This is a genomic window from Fibrobacter sp., assembly GCA_017503015.1.
Taxonomy (GTDB): domain Bacteria; phylum Fibrobacterota; class Fibrobacteria; order Fibrobacterales; family Fibrobacteraceae; genus Fibrobacter.
In genome coordinates this window covers 1-19,975 of sequence record JAFVTX010000012.1, presented here as the reverse complement: position 1 = coordinate 19,975, position 19,975 = coordinate 1, and the positions used below count along the sequence as shown (strand labels likewise).

At 52.7% G+C, this 19,975-nt stretch carries 24 protein-coding genes; 8 read left to right on the top strand and 16 right to left on the bottom strand.

Annotated elements, in window-relative coordinates:
* Window positions 1-143 precede the first annotated feature (143 nt).
* A complete protein-coding gene (locus IKB43_02620) occupies window positions 144-902 on the top strand; it encodes a transporter (protein ID MBR2469037.1) in 759 nt (252 codons plus the stop codon).
* A gap of 152 nt (window positions 903-1,054) precedes the next feature.
* Here IKB43_02620 and coaE read toward each other — a convergent pair whose 3' ends face one another.
* Entirely contained in the window at window positions 1,055-1,648 is a 594-nt protein-coding gene (gene coaE, locus IKB43_02615; GenBank protein ID MBR2469036.1) for a dephospho-CoA kinase, read from the bottom strand.
* A 25-nt stretch (window positions 1,649-1,673) separates the two neighbouring features.
* A complete protein-coding gene (locus tag IKB43_02610; GenBank protein MBR2469035.1) occupies window positions 1,674-2,546 on the bottom strand; it encodes a DMT family transporter in 873 nt (290 codons plus the stop codon).
* An 83-nt stretch (window positions 2,547-2,629) separates the two neighbouring features.
* Between IKB43_02610 and mscL the strand changes: the two genes are divergently transcribed.
* Window positions 2,630-3,073: a large-conductance mechanosensitive channel protein MscL gene (gene mscL / locus IKB43_02605; protein ID MBR2469034.1), complete on the top strand. Its 444-nt coding sequence runs from the start codon at window positions 2,630-2,632 to the stop codon at window positions 3,071-3,073.
* A 111-nt stretch (window positions 3,074-3,184) separates the two neighbouring features.
* Here mscL and IKB43_02600 read toward each other — a convergent pair whose 3' ends face one another.
* Genes IKB43_02600 through IKB43_02585 form a run of 4 tightly spaced genes read right to left on the bottom strand, consistent with a single transcriptional unit; the run spans window position 3,185 to window position 7,744 of the window.
* The gene (locus tag IKB43_02600) at window positions 3,185-4,393 is read right to left on the bottom strand and encodes a DNA replication/repair protein RecF (protein MBR2469033.1); all 1,209 of its coding nucleotides are present in this window, start codon (window positions 4,391-4,393) and stop codon (window positions 3,185-3,187) included.
* A complete protein-coding gene (locus tag IKB43_02595; GenBank protein ID MBR2469032.1) occupies window positions 4,390-5,466 on the bottom strand; it encodes a hypothetical protein in 1,077 nt (358 codons plus the stop codon). Before IKB43_02595 ends, IKB43_02600 begins: the two co-directional genes overlap by 4 nt.
* Complete coding sequence (locus tag IKB43_02590) at window positions 5,463-7,076, bottom strand: hypothetical protein (protein MBR2469031.1); 1,614 nt, start codon at window positions 7,074-7,076, stop codon at window positions 5,463-5,465. The genes IKB43_02595 and IKB43_02590 overlap by 4 nt, the downstream gene beginning before the upstream one ends.
* 35 nt (window positions 7,077-7,111) lie before the next feature.
* Window positions 7,112-7,744, bottom strand: coding sequence for an outer membrane lipoprotein carrier protein LolA (locus IKB43_02585; GenBank protein ID MBR2469030.1), 633 nt, complete (start codon window positions 7,742-7,744; stop codon window positions 7,112-7,114).
* A gap of 101 nt (window positions 7,745-7,845) precedes the next feature.
* On the opposite strand from IKB43_02585, the gene IKB43_02580 reads away from it, so the two are divergent.
* The gene (locus IKB43_02580; GenBank protein MBR2469029.1) at window positions 7,846-8,967 is read left to right on the top strand and encodes a hypothetical protein; all 1,122 of its coding nucleotides are present in this window, start codon (window positions 7,846-7,848) and stop codon (window positions 8,965-8,967) included.
* Window positions 8,968-9,164: 197 nt separating this feature from the next.
* Here the strand turns inward: IKB43_02580 and IKB43_02575 are convergent, their stop codons facing one another.
* Window positions 9,165-10,223: a hypothetical protein gene (locus IKB43_02575; protein MBR2469028.1), complete on the bottom strand. Its 1,059-nt coding sequence runs from the start codon at window positions 10,221-10,223 to the stop codon at window positions 9,165-9,167.
* 148 nt (window positions 10,224-10,371) lie between these two features.
* Between IKB43_02575 and IKB43_02570 the strand changes: the two genes are divergently transcribed.
* The 3 genes from IKB43_02570 to IKB43_02560 all read left to right on the top strand — a co-directional run bounded on the left by IKB43_02570 (window position 10,372) and on the right by IKB43_02560 (window position 13,378).
* The gene (locus IKB43_02570; protein ID MBR2469027.1) at window positions 10,372-11,796 is read left to right on the top strand and encodes a glycogen/starch synthase; all 1,425 of its coding nucleotides are present in this window, start codon (window positions 10,372-10,374) and stop codon (window positions 11,794-11,796) included.
* Window positions 11,797-12,068: 272 nt separating this feature from the next.
* The gene (locus IKB43_02565) at window positions 12,069-13,100 is read left to right on the top strand and encodes a tyrosine-type recombinase/integrase (protein ID MBR2469026.1); all 1,032 of its coding nucleotides are present in this window, start codon (window positions 12,069-12,071) and stop codon (window positions 13,098-13,100) included.
* 77 nt (window positions 13,101-13,177) lie between these two features.
* Entirely contained in the window at window positions 13,178-13,378 is a 201-nt protein-coding gene (locus IKB43_02560) for a hypothetical protein (GenBank protein MBR2469025.1), read from the top strand.
* Here the strand turns inward: IKB43_02560 and IKB43_02555 are convergent.
* From IKB43_02555 to IKB43_02515, 9 genes are all read right to left on the bottom strand, one after another.
* A complete protein-coding gene (locus IKB43_02555) occupies window positions 13,375-13,716 on the bottom strand; it encodes a hypothetical protein (protein ID MBR2469024.1) in 342 nt (113 codons plus the stop codon). The two genes, IKB43_02560 and IKB43_02555, sit on opposite strands and share 4 nt — an antisense overlap.
* A gap of 12 nt (window positions 13,717-13,728) precedes the next feature.
* Window positions 13,729-14,217 (bottom strand): hypothetical protein, encoded by a 489-nt coding sequence (locus tag IKB43_02550; GenBank protein ID MBR2469023.1) that lies wholly within the window; start codon window positions 14,215-14,217, stop codon window positions 13,729-13,731.
* 65 nt (window positions 14,218-14,282) lie between these two features.
* Complete coding sequence (locus tag IKB43_02545; protein MBR2469022.1) at window positions 14,283-14,549, bottom strand: hypothetical protein; 267 nt, start codon at window positions 14,547-14,549, stop codon at window positions 14,283-14,285.
* The gene (locus IKB43_02540) at window positions 14,533-14,850 is read right to left on the bottom strand and encodes a hypothetical protein (GenBank protein ID MBR2469021.1); all 318 of its coding nucleotides are present in this window, start codon (window positions 14,848-14,850) and stop codon (window positions 14,533-14,535) included. The genes IKB43_02545 and IKB43_02540 overlap by 17 nt, the downstream gene beginning before the upstream one ends.
* Before the next feature lie 48 nt (window positions 14,851-14,898).
* Window positions 14,899-15,165 (bottom strand): hypothetical protein, encoded by a 267-nt coding sequence (locus tag IKB43_02535; GenBank protein ID MBR2469020.1) that lies wholly within the window; start codon window positions 15,163-15,165, stop codon window positions 14,899-14,901.
* Between the two features lie 123 nt (window positions 15,166-15,288).
* A complete protein-coding gene (locus IKB43_02530) occupies window positions 15,289-16,272 on the bottom strand; it encodes a hypothetical protein (protein ID MBR2469019.1) in 984 nt (327 codons plus the stop codon).
* Between the two features lie 11 nt (window positions 16,273-16,283).
* Window positions 16,284-17,135 carry a phage recombination protein Bet gene (gene bet / locus IKB43_02525; GenBank protein MBR2469018.1) on the bottom strand — a complete coding sequence of 284 codons (852 nt, stop codon included), beginning with the start codon at window positions 17,133-17,135 and terminating at the stop codon, window positions 16,284-16,286.
* 21 nt (window positions 17,136-17,156) lie between these two features.
* On the bottom strand, window positions 17,157-17,567 hold the full coding sequence (locus IKB43_02520; GenBank protein ID MBR2469017.1) for a hypothetical protein: 411 nt from the start codon (window positions 17,565-17,567) through the stop codon (window positions 17,157-17,159).
* Window positions 17,568-17,604: 37 nt separating this feature from the next.
* A complete protein-coding gene (locus IKB43_02515) occupies window positions 17,605-17,787 on the bottom strand; it encodes a hypothetical protein (protein MBR2469016.1) in 183 nt (60 codons plus the stop codon).
* Between the two features lie 123 nt (window positions 17,788-17,910).
* Between IKB43_02515 and IKB43_02510 the strand changes: the two genes are divergently transcribed.
* Both IKB43_02510 and IKB43_02505 read left to right on the top strand, forming a co-directional pair.
* Window positions 17,911-18,234, top strand: a complete 324-nt coding sequence (locus tag IKB43_02510; GenBank protein ID MBR2469015.1) for a helix-turn-helix transcriptional regulator — start codon at window positions 17,911-17,913, stop codon at window positions 18,232-18,234.
* A gap of 625 nt (window positions 18,235-18,859) precedes the next feature.
* Window positions 18,860-19,789 (top strand): transposase, encoded by a 930-nt coding sequence (locus IKB43_02505; GenBank protein ID MBR2469014.1) that lies wholly within the window; start codon window positions 18,860-18,862, stop codon window positions 19,787-19,789.
* Window positions 19,790-19,975: the final 186 nt, after the last annotated feature.

Sequence of the window (19,975 nt, the reverse complement as noted above, 5' to 3'; positions counted from 1 at the left end):
AGACTCTAGTGCGAGAAGTGTTAAAAATCACACTTTATCAACCTTTTGTGCACTTTATCACCGTATAGGGCCCGCCCAGCCTTGCCTCAATGTAAATAAATTACTACCTTTACCCCGTCAAAACACAAACAAGGAGAACATACATGTTCAAGAAAATCGCTCTCGCTACCGCCTTGGTGGCCACAGCTTCCTTCGCTACCTGGAACTACTTCCCGGTACTCGAAAACCACAAGGGCCAGGCTGAAGTCGGCGTCACCGACAGGATGCAGGACAAGTGGAACGCACTCGGACTCTTCGTTGGTGCCCGCTACACGGTCATCCCGAACTTGGAACTGGGTGTCAAGCTCCCCTACACCGTTTTCACCCATTGGGATGGCGAAGATGCGAAGGCCGATGGTCTGAACAACATTCCTCTGATGGTTCGCTACCAGTTCATGCCCATCATGAACGCCTTCGTTGACGTGGACCTGCCCGTCGGTGACGAAGAAGTGAGCCCGGACGGTCTCGGCCTCTACTTCGGTGTCCAGTTCTCCCAGAACTTCGGTATGGTGAACTTCGGTTCTGAAGCCGGCCTCGCCATCCGTACCGAAGGCGACGACGAAGTTTCTCCTCCGTACAACCTGCATATCGGTCTTGAAGGCGACTTCGCCATCAACCAGATGTTCACTCCGTACGTCGGACTCGACATTGACATGAAGCTCGGCGAAAACACCCACGATGGTGACGAAATTCCGGGTTCTGACGAAAGCGGCGACCTCGGTCTCGCTCCGTATGTTGGCGTGAACATCGCCATCAACCCGATGTTCTATGTTGACCTGAGCGCCAAGTTCGGCATCGGTGACGACTACTACGGTGAAGAAATGCCCATTTGGCTCACCGGCAAGTTCGGCATCAACTTCTAATCGAAGTCCGTTCAAGAAAAATTTGCCCTCGGCTTAGCCGAGGGTATTTTTTTTCGCTTGTCATCCTCGACTTTTTGCACTCGTCATCCTCGACTTGGTCGAGGATCCGTTAGCTGAGGCACCAGATTCCGGCTCAAGGCCGGAATGACGATTTAGGAAAGGCTGAGTTGATGTACAAGTTCTTCCAGTTGTTCCAAGGAGCCACCGTTCTCAATTCTTGTAACGGTAATCCCCTGTGCCTGCCAAACGGCGGCAAAGGCGACGATGTCGCCCTGGGTTTCAATACGGCGTTCCGCATCTCCACGGGCAAGGCCCCGGGACACCAACCGCTCCAGTCGAACCTTTGCAGGAGCATCCACCAGCCACACCTGGTCCAGAAGCTTTACCACCTGGGGTATGCGGTGCAAGAGGGCCGCCTCCAGAAACGCTGGGACAGAGTGCGACGCGAAAAACTCCTGCACCGCGTCCGTCAGGTAGGGATAAACCAGAGCCTCCAGTTTTTCACGGGCGGCATCGTCCTTGAAAATAAGGTCCGCAAAAAATTTGCGGTTCACGCCATCGGCAGTCAGGCATTCCGGGCCAAAGGCCTCCGCCAGTTCCTTGCGCAGGGCTTCGCAATCCCGGTAAAGTTCATGCACGCAGGCATCAGCGTCCAGCACGGGGAGCCCCTGCCGGCGGAGGCACTCCCCCACCGTGGACTTTCCGGAACCAATGGTTCCCGTGATGCCGATGCGCTTATCTGCCATAACCTTTCAACCCGAGCCCTGCAAGCTAGCCCTTTCCAAGAGAAATCAGACAGAGCCCCGCCACAATTCCCAGCAGCGCAAGGAATTTCAGTTTGCTCTTGCGCTCCTTAAAGATAACAATCCCCGCCACAAAGCTGATGAACACGCTGGAACGGCGGAAAACGGTAATCACCGAAATCAGGGCGTCCTTGTCGCTTACCGCCAAGAAGTAGCAGCGGTCCGCCACAATCAGGAGCAGGGCCACCAGGAGAAAACTCCAGCGGAACTGGAATGGCGTGGTCTTTTTTCGGGTCGGGTACCAGGTCACTGCACAGATGATAAACTGCCATAGGGCCATGTACAGGCTGAACCAGACCTGCACCGTCAGAGGGTCGAAATCCATCCGCTGCAATATCAGTTTGTCGTAGACCCCGCTGCAGGCTGCAAGGATAGTGCCGAGCACCATGGAAATGACCCACGGGCTGCTGAAGAAATGCCCCATCTCCTTGCGGCCCGCGAGGCTCAGGCCTATGTAAGAAACCACACACAGGCCAATGCCCGCCCACTGCAGGGGGAAAGGCCGCTCCCCCATGAAGCTCACCGCGATGCCGATGGTAAAAAGGGGGGCCAGGGCGCGGATGGTGGCCGAAATGCTGAGGGGCATGTGGGCGATGGCGTTGTAGGTCAAAAGCCAGCTGCCGCCAACGATTAAGGCCTTGCCCATCAAGAAAACATGTTCGCGGAGCGCCAGGGTTTCGGTATGCCCCGAAACCAGGATAGGCAGCATAAACAGGGCATAGCATGCGCTGCAAAGGAACAGCACGGGACGCACCGCATTCCCCTGGACGGACTTTTTCTTGGCCAGGTCGTAAAAACCCAGGAAAAAAGCGGAGGAAAGTGCCAGCAACAGCCATGACATAGGTCACAAAATCTAGAAATTCATCTTGCCAAAGGGCGCCACAATACTATTTTTTATCAAAACATCAACCAAAAGGAACCGTTATGGGTATCAAAGGAAAAGCAACATCCCTCCTTGAAGAATTCAAGGCTTTCGCCCTCAAGGGCAACATCGTCGACATGGCCATCGGTGTTATCATCGGCGGTGCATTCGGCAAAATTGTCACCAGCTTCGTGAACGACATCGTCATGCCCTGCGTGAACGCCATCGTGGCAAGCCTCGGTGCAGAAGGTGCCGGCGAAGGCCTCAAGGCCCTCACCTACACAACCGCCGCCGGAGCCCAGATTCCCTACGGAGCCTTCATCGGCAACATCGTGGACTTCCTGATCGTTGCCATCGTGGTGTTCATCGTCATGAAGAAGTTCCTGGGATTCGTGCAGAACATGCGCAAGAAGGAAGAAGAAAAACCGGCCGAACCGCCTGCACCGCCAGAGCCGTCTGTCGAAGAAAAACTCCTTACCGAAATCCGCGATTTGCTGAAGAAGTGACACGAAGTGTCATCCTGAGCAACGAGGCATAGCCTCGGCGTCGAAGGATCTAAGAGAAATCGAAACGAAGACCGCTCTGGCGGTCTTCGTTTTTTTAGGGTGCGAGGCAAGCTACGCTTGACGAAGTTTTATTTCGTTGTCCGCCTTGAACGGCAGCTCTTCGGGTTCGGGAGTGGCGATAATCACCTGGCACTGCTTTTGTCGAATCAGGGCGGCTACGGCATCGCGTCGGTTCACGTCCAGTTCCGCAAACACATCGTCCAGCAAAAGGATTGGCTTGTTCAGGTAACGGCTGGCCACATCTACGGCGGCAAAACGCATGGCAATAGCCGCACAGCGGCACTGTCCCTGGGAGCCCGAAGAACGCATCTCCACATCACCGATGCGTACGCCAAGGTCATCTTTATGAGGGCCCGACAGCGTAATCCCCTGGATTTTTTCGGCGTATTCCAGGCCCGAAAGCTTACGGCGGTAAGCCTCACGCAGGGCGTTTTCATCTACGGAGCCGTCGCTCAGTTCTCCAGAGTCCGACGCAAGGCAATCCGCGCTCCCGTTGGTCGAAGAAGCCGCCTGGTCAAGCCCGAAATCGTCCAGAAATTCCGCACCGTCCAAGGCGTCCAGCTCCTTGAGAATGGAACTCTTGTAAGCGCAGGTAATTTCGTCAATGCCGTTGGAAAGCTTGCGGTAATAGCCCGTAATAATCGGCGAAATCTCTTTTGAAAGTTCTATACGGGCGGCCCAGAGTTTTGCACCCAGGTCGGCCAGCTGGTCCGTAAGCACCAGGAACAGTTCTTCGCCGCCGGTGGCTGAACCTTCCCGCTTGAACTGCCTAAGCCACTGGTTCCGCTGCTGCAAAATCCGCCGGTAGTTCCGCAAGGTCGTAGCGTTTGCCGCCGACCTAAAACAAAGGATTTCGTCCAGCCAGCGCCTGCGCACATCCGGAGCTCCGCGTAAAAGCTCAATATCCGAAGGCTGCATCACCACGGCGGGTAAGTTCCCGAAAAGAGCCGCCACCGACTTGAGGGATTCCCCGTTTTCACGAACCTCACAGGTTCTTCGTCCCATGCGAATTCCGCGGGCAGTCGAGCGGCCGGCATCCTCGAAATTTCCTCGAAGAATAAACTCGTCCGCGTTCCAGGATATCATCTCCTTCAGGTCACGTGCCCGAAAAGAAAAACCCTGGGAAAGCAGATGGACAGATTCCAGAACCGTGGTCTTTCCGCAGCCGTTAGGGCCGCCCACCACGTTGATTCCGGGAGAAAACATCAGTTCCCTGGAAACAAGACTCCGGACGTTCTCTATCCAAAGTTCCGAAATCACGGGATGTAGCCTCGCAAGCCAAAACTCAGGGGATTCCAGAGGTCCGCCTCCGATTCGTAAGTCAGGGCGTAGTTCACGTCAAACAGGTATTTCTTTTTGGCGATGGGAATGCGGAACTTGTAACCAAGGCCCACCATGAAATTCCGGTCGTCCATACCCGTGCGGATAGTCCCGTCCGTAATGATTTCGCATTCAAAGCCCACACGGGCGGTCCACAAGTGCCAATGGGTGTCAAAGACCAAAAGCGTATCTGCCAGCTGGTAATCCAGGGCTTCCATCCAGGCGTAAACGGGCTTGCCCATCACCTTGGAGCGGTAACCCGCCCCAATCTGCAAGACCTTCGGGCGCACCCCTTCGGTAGAGGGCACGGAATTGTCGGAGCTCACCGTCTTGGTCCAGCGAGAGGACAGGTTCTTGCTGAAGCTCAAGTTCCGAATGACCACCGAAGTGGACCACTTTTCGTTCCACTGTCTAAGCCAGCCGAGGTTCAGCGAAACGGGGCTGGTATAGCCGTCGTTCAGGTCGATGTTTTCGTCTTCATAGTATTCGGCAATGTCCATGTTGTCGTAACTCATGGAAAGGGAGATACCGAAAGCGTCCCTGCGGGTGGCCCTGTACGAAAAACCAAGGTACATCATGGAAAAGAACGGCGTTGCCGTACCGAGAGTCTGGTCGTCATCGTCGATAACCTTGAAATCCATGTCGCCACGGTAAAGCATGGCAAAACCGATTCCCATACGCTTGCCTACTGAAGACTCAATTCCAAGAGAACCGCCGGTGCGGTCCAGATCACGCTTTTCGCCGTTCAGCGTATAGCTCAGGTTCTGCCTAAAACCTAGGATAGCCGGGTTCCAATAGGCGCCGGGCATGGCAGAAGTATCCGCAGAACCGGTATTTCCGCGGCCCAGCTCCCGGGTACCTGCGCCCATACGTTCCACGAATCCATCAAAGCCGCCCAAGGCGGCTTTCTTTTCGACTACACCTGCAGCGGCCATGGTCGAGAAAATCAGAACGAGGCAGACTATCGCCAACAATTCCGAATCCCGAATTCCGAATTCCGAAATTTTCATCATCGGCCGCCCCCCAGACTCATGACCTTACCCCAACCCACGTGACCGTGGTTGTCCTTGACCCGCACATAATAGATGCCCATAGTGCAAGGTCTGCCCGCATCGTCCATGCCGTCCCAGAAATCTTTCTTGGCATTGGTACTGCGAGATTCATCTGCGGAGCGTGGAGCCCCGCTCACAATCTTACGGACCCTGCGCATGTCGTAGCTGAAGACTTCGATGGTTATCTTGGAATCCTTGCCCACCTTGTAAGACACCAGGGATTCACCGCCTGCCGTAATAACGGAGGGGACCATTCGCACAGAGCCCAGGTTACCGCCTAGCTTCGCACGGTTGAGTACCGGCGTCCAGGTCTTGCCCGAATCGGCAGAAACCGAAATCCCGTTGCCGTCTGTAGCAACGGCGAGGCCCATGGTCTTTGCGTTCAAAGGAAATTCGGTAATAGAGGTAATGATGGCATCGCGATCCGTCACCCCGGTCTCAAATCCATGAAGCCAAGGGTCCGTCGACTCCGTGCCCTGTCCGTGGGCGCGTACTCCCTTGGAATCTAAAAGCAGGTAGCCGCTGACAGAGCCTCCCGCCACCCACACGCCCACATAGGCCTTGTCACCCATAAAGGCGACACCCGTTACGGTGTAGTCCGCATTGTCGTAAACGTCTTTTTTCTGGGCGGTGCCGGCAGAATCCAAGAAAGCCACCTTCTTGAAATCGTCCTTTGCTCCCAGCACCTTCCGCCAAAGCCCTCCGGTAGATACACCCTTGTTCAAGGCAGACGTTTCCACGATGGCCTGCAAGGGCTTGCCGCCAATCCACACGCCGGTGACACGCTCTTTTTCAAGAGCCTTGGAAGCGCTTGCAATAGAGCCTGAGGCAGATTGCATCCACAATCCTTCAGAAGTGGCAATCCACAGCTCCCCCGTTTCAGAATTCAATTCCAGATCAAATACATCCAAGTACTTGGAAAAATCCACCGATCCTGCCGAAGGCAACTTTTCCCACTGGTGGCTTTTCTTGCTCAGAATTTTTTCGGCAATTTGCGGATTTCCCGCGCCCTTGGAAATTTCGTATTCCACAATGCCCAGGCGGCCTCGGGCCGCGTACAAGGTCTTGGCCTTTTCGCTATAGGCAAAGCCGCTGACGGCGTAGTCCATAGGGCTTTCGACGGACTCCGCCGAAGAGGGTACGTCTATCGGAGTCGGAACAGAACCGGACTCTTTCAAGGAGAAAAACCCTCGGGGTTCCGTAAAATGGTCCTCTTCGTCCAGTCCGAACATGGGGAGTACCACTCCCAAGTTGCCAGCCACTTCCATCGGGAAGCGCCTGCGTTCCGCAAGCTTGTCCGCATAGGTCTGGTAATGCACGGCGGAAAACTCATTGTCCACAGGTTCCACCTGGGACTTGCCTGCCGTAATCTTGCCGGAGGCATTCAGGTTCAGGTTCAAGAGGGCGACTCCCTGGTTTACTTCACCGCGGGAATACACCCAGAGCTGCCCGGCCGTCGGCCCAGGAGCAACACCCACCGCCCAGTTGCTAAAGAGGGTCTCCCCTTCGGCAAAGGCAACACCCGTCCCGCACAGGAGCAGAGCCACTCCCGCCACAAATTTTCCGGCCATTTTTCTATTCAAAAAGAACATAGCTACAGCGCACCCTACCGCATGTCGATTTCATCTACCCCAGGGAGGGCCTTGTACCGAAAGTCCTCAACGGACACGTTTTTCATGACCTTCAGGTTCACGATGTTATACCAGCTAGAATTGCCCGACGGGTCCACCGTAAAGAGCCGCACCGGAGAAAAGTCCTTTTGAGAGAGCCAGACCTCCATCTGGGTGAACTGCCCCTTGTACTTAGAAGGGTCCAGCTTGAGCACCCAGAGCTTCTGGTTGGCAAACACACCTTCCGAAACGCTCAAGGCCTTGCAGTTCAGGTACTTGAACAACAGCTCCGAAGGGTGCAGCGAAGAGGACAGGTCTTCCACCAACTTGATTAAAACCTGCTTCTGCTCCACGTTGTGCTGCCACATGCTTTCGCCGTCGCTGTAGAACTTGATGCCCGCCAGTTCCAGCTTGAACTTGTCCCCTTCAGCCACTACGAGCTTACCCTGCTGGCTTACGATATCCGGAGAATCCGCGTAGAACAGCTGCAGCTTGAAATCAAGACTCCAGGCCTTGCCCGACTTGAACCAGTCCTGGGATTTTTTCATGACCTGGTCGGCAGTCAGGGCATATGCAGCGGAGGCAAGCAAGCACAAAAAAGACAATAAAAAAAGAAATCGGTTTCTCATCGGGTCAAAAATACAAAAAGGAGGGGTCGCTTTTGGCAAAAACACTACTTTCCCTGGCAAAATATTTCTATTTTACGCCTGTACTTTTTTGAAAGGATTTTATGCGTAAACTGTTTTTACCCATGGCCCTGATGGGAGCATCTTTTGCCCTCGCCGCCGAAGTGGAACTTCACGGCTCCGTCAATGCGGACTATGCCACCTATTTTGACAGCGATTTTGACCCCACCAACGCGGCGAACCAGGATATAGACCTTGCGGCCACCGCCCACATCGACGAAAAAGTCTCCGTCACGGTAAAGACCAACACCCACAGCACCTATGTTACCGACAGCACGGGCAACAAGGACGCCTCTGAGACCCGCAGGCACTACATGGCAAGGACTACCGCCATGGGTGACGGTGGACGCTTTACGGAATTCAACTTCGATGGAGTGGAGCTCCGCTGGGATGTAACCCATGCCGTAGCCCTGGTGTTCGGTGACCTGACCTACAGTGCAGGCGCATTCAACTACTACTACTGGCGCGACCCTGCCCGCTATGCGGTCATCACCCGCGAAGAAGGAATGAGGGGTGTAGGCGCCGAATTCGGCAACGACAAGTACGGCAAGGGCAAGGTCTATTTCGGAGCGTCCGAAGACACGGACCATACCATGGCTCTGTTCGCCACCTACGCGTTCCCCCTGCTGAACCGAGCCAACGAGCACCTGGTGCTCACCCCCAGCCTGGACTGGATGTTCGGACAGCATATCAACCGTACCCATACCTATGTGCTAGGTACCGAAGTGGATTACTCCAAGAGCTATGAAAACCTGAACTATGGTATCTACGCCGTATGGGGACTCCACCCCTACAAGGGCAAGGGAGTACACTCCTTCCTTTTGGAACCCAGCTTCAACTTCTACTTCTTCAATCTGGGATTCACCTACTTCTATACCATCACGGACAAGGATTACAAGGCCGAGCCCCAGCTGTTTACCGACGACCAGTACATGTTTGCCGTGGAGCCCAGTTTCAATCTCCACAAGAAATTTACCATGGGCGTGTCTTACGAATACCACGACCCGGATAGAGAAGTCCACGGTGACGACTACACCTTCCTGGGCATGAACAACTACCTGTACCCCACCATGGGTAGCGAAATCGTGTTCTGGTTCGGCTACAATTTCAGTGACAACTTCGACACCGACTTCGCCCTGGGCATCAGCGGCAAGGTGGAATTTTAGGGATCAGGGAATAGGATTTAGGATCTAGAGTTTTAGGATGCAGCCGGGCGCAGCCCGGCTCTTTTTTTTTGCCACGAAAGCACATCAACAAACACAGAGAGGCGGGATCACTCCCGCCTCTACTGACTCAATTATCTAGTTCATAGTCTCTAGATTCTACACTAGTCTCTAGCCCCTATATCCTAGTCTCTAAAATCCTACTGACCGAGGAACTTGCGGCCGATGCCGAATTCGTCCTTGTATTCCACGTAGTCAGGCACGAAGTCCTTGCCGAAGCTGAAGCTCACGTTCAAGGAGCACTGGAACTCGTTCATGAGCTTGCCCTTTTCGCCAGCCTTGATCTTCTGCTGCTTCTTTTCAATCTTTTCGTCACCCTTCTTGCCAACCAGGACTTCGGCTTCGCACCAGCCACCGGTAGCCTTGGCAATCACTTCCTTGCCGTCGGTAGAGACCAGCTTGATCTTGGAGGGGTCAAGTTCGGTGTTGTTGCCGGTAGAGGCCCAGAACTGGAGTTCGCCAGAGAGAGAACCCGGAGCAATCTTGATGGTGGGGAACGCCATGACATAGCCCCACTTGTCGATACGGCGGTTCACCGGTTCACCGATCTGTTCACCGAAGATGAGGAAGTAACCACGGGTGCCGATACGGCTCTTGTTCAGCACGGCCTTCACTTCGGAGTTTTCGGGAGCCATTTCGGCAATCTTCATGATCTGGTATTCACGAACCACCGGGTCCGATTCATCCTTTGCCATGGGGAGGTTCTTGGCCACATAGGCGTTTTCCGCTTCGGTGCGGATAGCCTTCACGGCACCTTCGGCCACGTTACGGGCCTTGGCGGTAGCGAGGGCGGTATCAATCTTGGCGAAAGCGTTGATGACGGTATTGTAATCCACGCCTTCCTGAGCGGCCTGCTGCTTACCCACATTGGCGAGGGTAGTCACATATTCTTCTACCACCACGTCTTCCTTGACTTCGGGCATGTTCACGGAGGCCTTTTCGAAGTAGCCGTTGATGAGGTCGCTGTTCAGGTCCTTCTTGGCTTCGATTTCGGCAGCACGGACCAAGGCCAGGGTGAAGTTATCGTAGAACTCGCTGGACATGCTGCCCTTTTTCTTGGCTTCCAGGTAGGAGTTGATGGCATTGCGGAAACGGCCTTCCTTGAGGTGTTCGTCACCGCGCTTTTCGTTGGTGCCCTTGCAACCAACCATGGTAAATGCCACGGAGGCAGCCAATGCAGCGATTAACAATTTCTTCATTTTATTAAATCCTCGAAGATTAAGTTCAAAAAGAAACCTTTTATCCGAAAAATTTGGATTTAGGACTTTCAAATTATAATTTAATTAAATAAATTTGGCCTATTACTATTACAAATAGTAAAATTTTATTAAAAAAGGGGCAAAATCAATGGAAATCCTGGTGGTCAGTCCAGAAGCCGGAAATTGGCGGACGCTGAGTCCCCTGGCCACCGCTGTAAACCGGATGACCTACGCCTTTGCAAGGGCCGGAGCCAACGCCCTGACTTGCTCCCCTTTCTACAAGCCCCTGTTGCAGGATCTGGAAGGTTACAGTTGCGTTTTCAGCGGCACTGAAAAGCTCCACGGCAAGCCCTACGAAATCTGGAAATCTCCGGGGGACCCCTTCCACACCTACATCTACAACGAAGAATACTTCGGCAGGCCCGATATTTACGGCCCTCCCGGCGACCTTCCCTACGGCGACAACCACCTGCGGTTCGCCTTCCTGGCTTCTGCCGCCCTGGACTACGCCCAGGAAACTGGTTTCAAGTGCCAGGCGATTCTCGGCCACGAATGGGGCGGTGCCCTGGCCGGAGCCCTTATCCATACCGTTTACCAAGAAGCCTTTGGCCAGGTTCCCTTCTTCTTTACGGTCCACAACATTACCTACGACTTCCACGTTTCCTCTAGCGAAATCGAAAATATTGGGCTACCCAGGCAAGATTTCAATATGGACGGCTACGAATTCTGGGGTAAGGTAAGCCTTTTGAAGGCCGGCATCTGCTATGCCCACAAGGTGCTATTCCCCTCTCCGGGCTATCGCGACGCCATGATCAACACCAACTTGCCCGGCGGTCTCAGCGGATTCTTGATTCACAACCAGGACAAACTGATTGGCGTGCAGTTCGGTGTCAGCTACCAAGTCTGGGACTTCAACAGCAAGGACAAGTTGCCCATCAAGCAGGCAAAGAAGAAAGCCCGTGCCAAACTGGAGGGAATACTGGGGTGCGAGGTCGGGAACAAACCAATCCTCTACGCCCACCTGGATCCCGAAGCAGGCAACACTTCGGAAACCCTGGCCACTATCCTTTCGGATATTGCCAAGCAGGACATCTTTATCGTGGTGGGCATCGCTCCAGACGATCCAGAATGGAACTACTACCAGGATGTTTCCAAACAGTATCCGGGAATCATGGCGGTTCGGCCCATCGAGACCAAGAGTGCCAGCGCCCTGCGCGACGTGCTGGCCGGTTCCGACATCTTGTTCGCGGCAAACCTGAAGGAGCCATCCACCTCCATCATCTTGAAGGCCCTCGCCACAGGAACGCTTCCCCTGACCGGACGTAACGTCGGGGTGGCCACCATGCTGGACGACTACGCCCCGGAAACTTCGGGATGCGCCAACGCCTTCTTGGTGGATGACGCCAACGCTCCCCACCAGATGTTGCGCAGGCTGAAAGATGCCCTGCACGTTTATTACGAAGAAAGTGCCGACTGGGACAAGGCGGTGATAAACGCCTACAGCGGGTTCCACTACGAGTGGGACCGGACTATCGGAAAATATTTACTAATTTTGGGCGAACTGGGACTTTAGCTCAATTGGTTAGAGCGTCGGACTATCAACCCAGCCCCGAAAAATTTTCAGAAAGTACTCCATTGGAAGCCCGAAGGCAAAAGCCTCCGGGCCTTTTTCATCAGTAAAATCAAGGCTTCCGGCGCGATTTGGACTGTCTGTCGCGGTTCTCCGTCGCTTGTAATGGTTTTTCCCGAAAGACGGGAGAAACCGCCAAAAATCGGGTATGATGTGAGACATTTGTGAGCTTTTTGTGAGCCGACTTTTAGGCAAATTTTAGTAGATTTGTTTGTATGAAAAGCTACAGCATATCGCAGCGGTACAAGTACCGCGGCAACCTTACATGGTACGGGAGAATCGCGGAGGATGGCGAGTTCTCCTACATCAGTCTTAAAACCAAGCGCAAGAGCGACGCACAGGAATGGCTGAACATGATGAACGCGGCCAGGTTCATGCCCGAGGAAATCCGCCGCAAGCTCATGCCGAAGGACAGGGGCTTCGACGAGGCGCTCCCGAAGTTCCTGGATTCCGTCGCGGCGTCCAAGGGCGACGACTCCAAGACCCACCTCGCTTACAAGTACCGACTCAAGACATTCAGGGAATGGCTTGACGCAAACGGCATCAAGACGCTCATGCGCTTCGACGCGGAGCAGGCGACGAACTGGGCGGTGTGGCTGTCCGAAAGGTACGCTCCCAAGTCCCAGCACGAAATGGTTCGCTGCACAAGCCAGTTCTGCCAGTGGGCGGCTAAGATTTACGACCTGGGCGACTACAACCCGTTCCGCGACGTGGCGTTCCCCAAGGTTCCGAAACGCGCCAAGGCGTTCTGGACTCCCGAACAGATTGAAAGGATTCTCGACAACGCGCCCGACCCGGAATTTAGACTGTTCTGGTCAGTCATGGCCTTCGCTGGCCTGCGTCATGCGGAGGCTTGCCGATTTGGACCGTCATGCATCCAGGAGGACGGAAAGATGCGCGTCGTCGGCAAGGGCGACAAGGAGGCGTTCCTTCCGATTAGCGACCGCCTCAAGGCGGAAATCAAGCGCTACGGCAAGCTGAAAGATGGCATGTTCGCGACAGCTCGTTTCGACCATGCGGACAGGTGCAACGAAACGCTGCGAATTGCAGTGGAAGCAGCGGGATATAAGAGCGACGACGCGACGAACCACAAGTGGAGACACTCTTTCGCCTCCAACCTTATCCGTTCCGGCGTTGGCCCGAAAATCGTTCAGCAGTTGATGCGTCATGAAGATGTGCGTCAGACCTTGGACACCTACAGTCACTTGCTGCAAGACGACCTGGAAAAGGCTCTCAATAAGAAATAATTTCCTCCAATCTGCCCGGAGTAGATTTTATCATCAATGAAATCTATTCCGGGTTTTCTTTTTGTTATTATTGAAACATGATTAAAGAGACTATCGACGCATGGAAAAACTTTATTCTCGGCCTTTACGAAATGCTATTCGTGCCGCTTCAAGAACATAAATCGAAGCCCGAAACGTTCCGTTCCTTCTGCCTCATTCTTGGGTCTCTAATTGTTGTTGGCGGCGCTGCTGTCATTGCCGCATGGGGACTGGTATTTTTCCTGTTTAGTCGCCTCTAAGGCTTTTTCAAACCAGCATTCTTTTCAACTGTTTTAAGGCACTGCTTGAGCATTAGTTCCGCAGCCTTATGCACATCACCGTTTATCTTCTTCAAGAAGGAAACGGTTTTTGTTTTAAAGTTGTTTTCAAACCTTCCGTCAAGAACATCGGGCCATTTACCGATTTTCAAATCAATCGCGAAAGTCTTGCCGAGCGTGACCGCTTCCTTCTTTAGGTTGCCTCCCAGTTCGCGATAATGCGCTTTTGTCTTTCGAGCCAAAGCAGCCATCGCGAAGCCCAAATCCAAGTCATTTGGGTTCACAAGGTAGTTCCTCAATGCATGTTCAATCTCGACCATAATTACAAATAATTATTCTTCGTCAATCATTTTTTTCATATCAGCGGTTCTGTCATTTGCCTCGCTACATTCAAGAAAATCTTTTGAAGTATGAATTATAAATCCATTTTGATGTTTATTAGGCGTTCTAAAAACTTTTGCATCGTCAGCTTTCATCTCAATAACTTTATATAACGAACCATCATTCCAAAACAACACAACAACAAGCAAATCAAAATCCCAAGAGCGAAAAATATTCAACGATTTATCTGTTTTCCCGGAAGAAACTTGTCTCGATTTCACTTGAATCCGAGTTCCATCTTCACATTTCAAATCAAAACTTTTATTCGAATTGGGCATTTTTTCCGCTTTATACAGTTTGCTTATAAGAAACTCAGAGTAATCGCCCATTATATTTGACGTTCCCTTAATCAGTTCTTTTATCCGATTCCCTGCCTTAATATGTTCAATCCATGCTTTTTGAACTGTTTTTAACTTTTGAGCCATTGCTTCATTCTCCATTTGAAACAAAAATAGAAAAGGCCCCGGCATAAGCCAGGGCCTTCGTGCGTCAAGGAGGTATCTTCCTAAAATTCGTCCATCGTGAAGTGCGTCTTTCTCGCACACACGGCGATGCCGCCGCTGGAAATGACATTGTTGAGCCATTCCTTCAACCTGGATTTGCTGAACCACATCGGAGTACCGCGTCCGCCCGGCTGGTAAACTTCCAGCGGATAGACCAACTTGCCGTGACGGCTTTTTGCCAACAGCTTGTCGAAAGTGGATGTCGCCATCCCGATAAAATTCCCAGCCTCGGTACGGTCGAGAAATTCTTCATCAGCGATTATCTTCATCGGTACTCCTTTCACCATTCCTGGTGACGATATAATGCAGCGCGGCCACAAGTGGCAGCATAAAGTTTGACATGAGTCCAGACATGAACCTTTCATCATTAAACCCGAACTTCCGTGCTATCCCGCAGTAGCCTTTGGTAAGGCTCTCCGCAACGGCGAACTGCTTCGCCTCAAGCGGAATGTCCTTCATGGACTCGTCGTCCAGCACGGTTTCCTTATAAATGCGACAGAGCGAGCGTAGGCTAAGCCCTGCATCTTCCATCACGATTATCTGTTCAAGTTCCTTTTCAAGTCTGTCCATCTTCGATTCAATCCATCTAGGCCACCGCCTGCACCATGCAGCGGTCGGCTAAATCTTCACCTTGTTCCAGGAGACGTTCTCGCCTCCCTCGTAAACGAAATACTCCTTCGAGTTCACGCGTTCGTCGTCAATCTTTTCATAGACGCTGAACTTTATCCGTTCCTCAAGTGCGACGCCCGTACATTCCTTTACGACAGCTGCCATCCAGCGAAGAACGTGTGCATGGTCGTCGCAGGTAATCTTGAGTTCCGAAACGGTTACGCCCGGTACATTTGCGAAGGTTTCCTCGAACCTTCCTCTTGCTTCGTATGTCATTTGTTTTTTCCTTTATGGTTATTGGTTGTTGATTTTCTTAACTGTTTTTAGTCAAAGAAAGAACGCTGGCGATTCGCGCACCAGCAGCGCCGCAGCTTGGGTTAGAAAAAGCTGCGAGTTTTCTTAGTAAACAAACCGCACATGGCGCACTTTCCCGTGCACTATGTCCGTAACGAGCTGCTTCGCGGCGGCTTCGTCAAGTCCGTAGTTCATCAGGTCTTCGAGTGCTTCCCGATTCGCCATGCGTCGGTATTGGCGTTCGTCGTCCGGGAAAAGCATCGCCTCGCGTGTCGCCTTGGCATCAGCCTCCCCGAAATCGACATTGGTCAATTTCTGTGCTTCCGCAGCTTCGCGCTTGGCCGCTTCCGCCTCGCGTTTTGCCGTTTCTGCTTCTTCTTGCGCCTTGCGCAGTTTTTCTTCCGTTTCGCGTTTCTCGGCTTCCGCCTTTTCACGCGCCGCCTTTTCAAAGTCCGCCTGACTCGCCCTCAAGCGTTCCAGTTCAGCTTTCTCCGCCTCCTGCTTCTCCGCGCTGGCGAGGATGCCGTTGACCTGGCGCCTCGCGTCGTTGATGGCGTCCATCGCTTCCTGGTAGCTTTCGTCCCAGTACTTGGCGTCGTGAACATGTGCTTCGATGGCTTCAAGCACCTGCCTGCACCCTTCGGAATTGCAGCCGATGGCCGTCGCGGGAATGTTGGAAATCTCCACGATTTCCTGCTGTCTCGCCTCGATTTCCCTGATGGGCGCCATGACCTCCTTCTGGAGCATTTCGAGCGTTTCCTTCACAAGCCGCCGCGTTTCATCGACGCGCTTGGGCTTCGCCTTGAGTTCCTTGGCGACCTGTGCGCCCCTGTCCTCGATGGCGGTCTTGAGCTTCGCGAGCTTGGCGTTCATCGCCTTGCGGGCCTTGAACCCTTCCTCGGTGTGAACATCGGCAATCAGCCCACGCGCAATCTTCTTGACTTGGTTGAGCATCGGGACAAAGTTCTTCTTGTCCAGGAAAAGCGCCTCCGGGTCCATGCAGTCCGTCTTGACCGCGAACTGTTTTCCCTCGTCGATAAGGACGAGCGCATTGGGGTTCTTTTCTTCCATCACTTCTTCGGTTTCCATCGTCGCCTCCATTAGAACTCCACCTCCTGCATCATTCCGGCTTCCACGCGCTTCGCCTCGCGGTAGAATCCGTCAATCTGGTCAAGGCCCAGTTCTTCCAGGCTGCGACAGTTGTACGCCTTGAGCGTGTCCTTAATCGCGGCGGGAATCATCTTGTTGCACACCTCGATGAATTTCGCCTTGCGGTCGCCCGTATGTTCCTGCGGCTGCTGTTCCGGCTTCGGGGCTTCCGCCCTTTCCACCGCTTCCTCAATCTTGATTTCCTTTTCGGGGTCGAGTCCCTGTTCCGGCGAAAGCTCCGCGCTCTCATAGGGCATCCCGCCGAACTCCACGGGGAAAGCGAGGCGGAACGCACGCGCAATCGCGACCTTCTCAAGCATGACCCTGGGCTTGCTTTGCCACATGGAATTGCCCTGGTCGTACTCGCTGAAAAATACCTCGCACTTTACGGGAACCTTCCTGTCCTTGCGGAAAACGCGGCAGATGCAGCTCACGTCCCCGTCCTTGGGAACCAGTGCATCCACGCTGTAGTTGCCGTTCTTGCCACTCTTGGTGGACTTGCCCCTGACGAACTCGCCGCGCCATTCGGTCTCGTAGCCGTCGTAGTTGGGGTTCATCTCGGCACGCTTGAGGTACACTTCGTACCCCGTGACGATGCTCATCGTCTTTCCGCCGTCGCGATTGTTGTACGTGACGGCATAAACTTCTTTCTTCCACGGGTTCAGCCCGAACGCCATGGAAACCGCGAGGAACTGCTTGACCTGGTGGTCGTTGAGACCCGGCGTCGTCGCGGTGAGGTAGTCAAGCAGCAGGGCGTCGTTGACCTGCTGCGGATTGGATTGTGTAGCTAATGTGTTCATCATGGTTTTGGTTTCCCTTTATTGTTAGTAGTTGTTCATTTGTTGTCCCTTCGACAGGTTTTTTAGCCTTGCCGCCACGTAGTTCGTGACTGCCCCTTTCCAGTTCATAATCGTCATGCCCTCACGGGTTTTCCCTCCCCTGGAAAGCGTAATCTCCAGCCATTCGCGTCCCAGCGCGTCGTCGAGGTGCTTTTCCGCGCAGAAGTCGTAAAGTTCCTCGGTCGTCGGCAATCGCGGCGGCTGTACTTTCCTAATCTCATGTCCGTGTTTTTCGTGTCCAGCCAGGGCGTTCGCCCTGTTGACCTCGCTGCGCTGCTGGATTCTCTCGCTGGAACATTTCACCATGAACGCCCCGAAACTGTCGCCAGTCCCGTCAACATCCTCAAGTGCATCCATCGAATCCCTCACGTCGGCGATAATCTGTTCATCCGTCATTTTTCGGAAGTGCTTGATAAAGTCACTGAACGAAACCTTAGCCCAATATGGATTCGCCATGTTCAAAAGCCCTAAGTATCAAGGTTGAGGCAATGAGTCCCTGGCTCGCCGGGAAACCCTTTCGCTTGTTCTCGCTGGCCAGCTGCTCCAGGGCCTGCTTCGCCCGTGCCGTTATGCCGACCTGCCAAATTTTTTGCGTACCGTTTATTTTCTTTTGCATACTTTTCAATTTCTTTTGCCTTACATTCAAAATCTATTCAATTCTAAGCAAAAAATCAAGGGATTTTTTAAAAATTTTTTAAAAATTATTGAATACTGTGCAATTTTTGATTAAATTTATGGCATGAACGTTGAAAAATACCTTGACAGAACAAACAAGACGGCCAGCACCCTGGCCGACGAACTGGGACTCAACGCCTCAAGCGTCACCGCTTGGAAGAAAGGCAAGGCGACTCCCAGCTACGACATTTGCCAGAAGCTACTGGAAATCGGCATGGGAATCGACGAGCTTTTCACTCCTGAACTTTGGGAGGCGATAAAGACTCGTCACGCTGCGGAGTTTCGGGGCGAGGTTGTGCTGACTCCCGAGGAATGCGCTCTAATCGTACGCAACGGGCTTCGCAGTCTGCGTCTAAAAGATGAAAGTTCTGAAGACCAACAAGGGTAATTTCCCCGTGTTCCTTTAGCTTAGGCATAAGCAGTCCTTTGGCCCTGTTCGGGCCTTTTTTTGTGGGAACTTTTGCAAGTCGCAACGATTTGCAAACGCTTGAACCCAGGCATAACAAACGGGTTCAAGTCGCGACAAAAACTTGCAAGCCTATTATATCAGTAGTAGTAATAGGAGAATAATCAACAGTAGGAGTATGAGTAGGACTCACTCCGTTATTGTGGAGATATTGATATATAAAAACCTCATACTCAACTCACGCGACTGCGCGACGAAAAAAAGAAAATGAGCTTGAGGGCGATATAGATATCGAAGGGGATTTTTTCCGTCCCGACTTGAGCAGCGGAAAAAATAAAAATTTATTCTGTCAATTCGTGACACTTTTGAAAAAAGTGAAATTTCGCAACTTTAGCCCCCCCCCCCCCGCAGGCGTGCAGCTTCGCGTACGCCCATTTGGCGCCTTTGGCGGACAGTTTAGCGGCTTAATGCTGCGGAACGCTTGCAGCGTTTTGCACAGCGAACAAAAGCGAAACGGCGGGAACGGCTGCGATTGCTTGCGAATTGCAGAAGCTGTCAAGTGAGGCGCCTCCATTTTTGTATCTTTTACGGCGAAAAGAGAGAACAGATGCAGAATTTCGAACGAATCTTCGACATGCACCAGCCGCCCTTCAAGGCGGATTCGCTGGACGCGATGGAGTACTCCATCCTCGGCTTCTTCAAAGCCGAGGATTCCTGCCGTCCCCAGCTTGAACGCATTTCAGACCATGAAATAAAGGTTTCCATCGACGAACGCAAGGCGCAAAAGGCGCAGAAGCAGTTCGACAAGGCGGTGGAACATTCAAACGCTCACAAGTTCAACAGCGCAAGGTTCGCGCTTCGCGAGGCCATCGGACTCTGGCCATACAACAGCGAATACCACCGTCTGCTCGCGCAGGTGACGATGGAAGGCGGCGACCTGGAAAAGGCGCAAGACAGCTGTCTTGACGCGCTGCTGCTTGACGACAAGAATTTGTGGGCTTTGCTCCTGATGGGCAACATATTGAGCGCCAAGGGAAACACCGAGGCTGCGGACGGATATTTCAGCAAGATTTTGCAATACCACCCGGACAACGCGCTCGCGCTGAACAACCTGGGCGGCATCTACTGCAAGCAGGGCAAGTACGCGAAGGGAAAGGAGCTTTTCGAGAAGTCGCTCTCCATCGACCCCGAAAACTTGAACCCCTATTATGGCATGGCGCTACGCGGTGCTGTGCAATACTGGTCCGAGACCAAGAAGCACCAGTCCTTCGCGGATTGGCTGGAAAGCAACGCGGAGGAATCCATGACCTACTTCGACTTCAACGAGGGATGGTGGCGAAGAATCAGGACGTCGAACTGCGTAGAACGCCTGAACAAGGAAATCAAGAAGAGGACAAAAGTCGTAGGCGTCTTCCCGAATCCAGAATCGTGCGAGAGGCTCATCGGCTCGCTACTGATGGAACAACACGAGGAATGGATGGAAGAAAAAGCTTACTTAACCGAGAAGGAAATGGAAAAATCTGCTTTTTGTGCATGAATTTACAGAAAAAGACTTGCCTAATCTAAGGAATATAATTAGATTTAGTATTATACAAGGAGTTAATAAATATGCGGCAAGGTATTCTTAAATAAACTGTCAATTTGATAGTGGGAACAAAAAGTAGCAGTCCCGTTTCACTTTTAATATGGGGCTTAGTTTTTTGTACCCAGTTTAAGAATACTT

Coding starts and splice junctions, on each gene's coding strand:
- IKB43_02580 (MBR2469029.1), top strand. CDS start 7,846: ATGCGTAAACTGTTTTTACCCATGGCCCTGATGGGAGCATCTTTTGCC.
- IKB43_02535 (MBR2469020.1), bottom strand. CDS start 15,165: ATGACATACGAAGCAAGAGGAAGGTTCGAGGAAACCTTCGCAAATGTA.
- IKB43_02595 (MBR2469032.1), bottom strand. CDS start 5,466: ATGATGAAAATTTCGGAATTCGGAATTCGGGATTCGGAATTGTTGGCG.
- IKB43_02530 (MBR2469019.1), bottom strand. CDS start 16,272: ATGGAAACCGAAGAAGTGATGGAAGAAAAGAACCCCAATGCGCTCGTC.
- IKB43_02505 (MBR2469014.1), top strand. CDS start 18,860: ATGCAGAATTTCGAACGAATCTTCGACATGCACCAGCCGCCCTTCAAG.
- IKB43_02570 (MBR2469027.1), top strand. CDS start 10,372: ATGGAAATCCTGGTGGTCAGTCCAGAAGCCGGAAATTGGCGGACGCTG.
- IKB43_02560 (MBR2469025.1), top strand. CDS start 13,178: ATGATTAAAGAGACTATCGACGCATGGAAAAACTTTATTCTCGGCCTT.
- coaE (MBR2469036.1), bottom strand. CDS start 1,648: ATGGCAGATAAGCGCATCGGCATCACGGGAACCATTGGTTCCGGAAAG.
- IKB43_02520 (MBR2469017.1), bottom strand. CDS start 17,567: ATGACGGATGAACAGATTATCGCCGACGTGAGGGATTCGATGGATGCA.
- IKB43_02510 (MBR2469015.1), top strand. CDS start 17,911: ATGAACGTTGAAAAATACCTTGACAGAACAAACAAGACGGCCAGCACC.
- IKB43_02550 (MBR2469023.1), bottom strand. CDS start 14,217: ATGGAGAATGAAGCAATGGCTCAAAAGTTAAAAACAGTTCAAAAAGCA.
- IKB43_02545 (MBR2469022.1), bottom strand. CDS start 14,549: ATGAAGATAATCGCTGATGAAGAATTTCTCGACCGTACCGAGGCTGGG.
- IKB43_02575 (MBR2469028.1), bottom strand. CDS start 10,223: ATGAAGAAATTGTTAATCGCTGCATTGGCTGCCTCCGTGGCATTTACC.
- IKB43_02610 (MBR2469035.1), bottom strand. CDS start 2,546: ATGTCATGGCTGTTGCTGGCACTTTCCTCCGCTTTTTTCCTGGGTTTT.
- IKB43_02620 (MBR2469037.1), top strand. CDS start 144: ATGTTCAAGAAAATCGCTCTCGCTACCGCCTTGGTGGCCACAGCTTCC.
- IKB43_02565 (MBR2469026.1), top strand. CDS start 12,069: ATGAAAAGCTACAGCATATCGCAGCGGTACAAGTACCGCGGCAACCTT.
- IKB43_02590 (MBR2469031.1), bottom strand. CDS start 7,076: ATGGCCGGAAAATTTGTGGCGGGAGTGGCTCTGCTCCTGTGCGGGACG.
- mscL (MBR2469034.1), top strand. CDS start 2,630: ATGGGTATCAAAGGAAAAGCAACATCCCTCCTTGAAGAATTCAAGGCT.
- IKB43_02540 (MBR2469021.1), bottom strand. CDS start 14,850: ATGGACAGACTTGAAAAGGAACTTGAACAGATAATCGTGATGGAAGAT.
- IKB43_02555 (MBR2469024.1), bottom strand. CDS start 13,716: ATGGTCGAGATTGAACATGCATTGAGGAACTACCTTGTGAACCCAAAT.
- IKB43_02585 (MBR2469030.1), bottom strand. CDS start 7,744: ATGAGAAACCGATTTCTTTTTTTATTGTCTTTTTTGTGCTTGCTTGCC.
- bet (MBR2469018.1), bottom strand. CDS start 17,135: ATGATGAACACATTAGCTACACAATCCAATCCGCAGCAGGTCAACGAC.
- IKB43_02515 (MBR2469016.1), bottom strand. CDS start 17,787: ATGCAAAAGAAAATAAACGGTACGCAAAAAATTTGGCAGGTCGGCATA.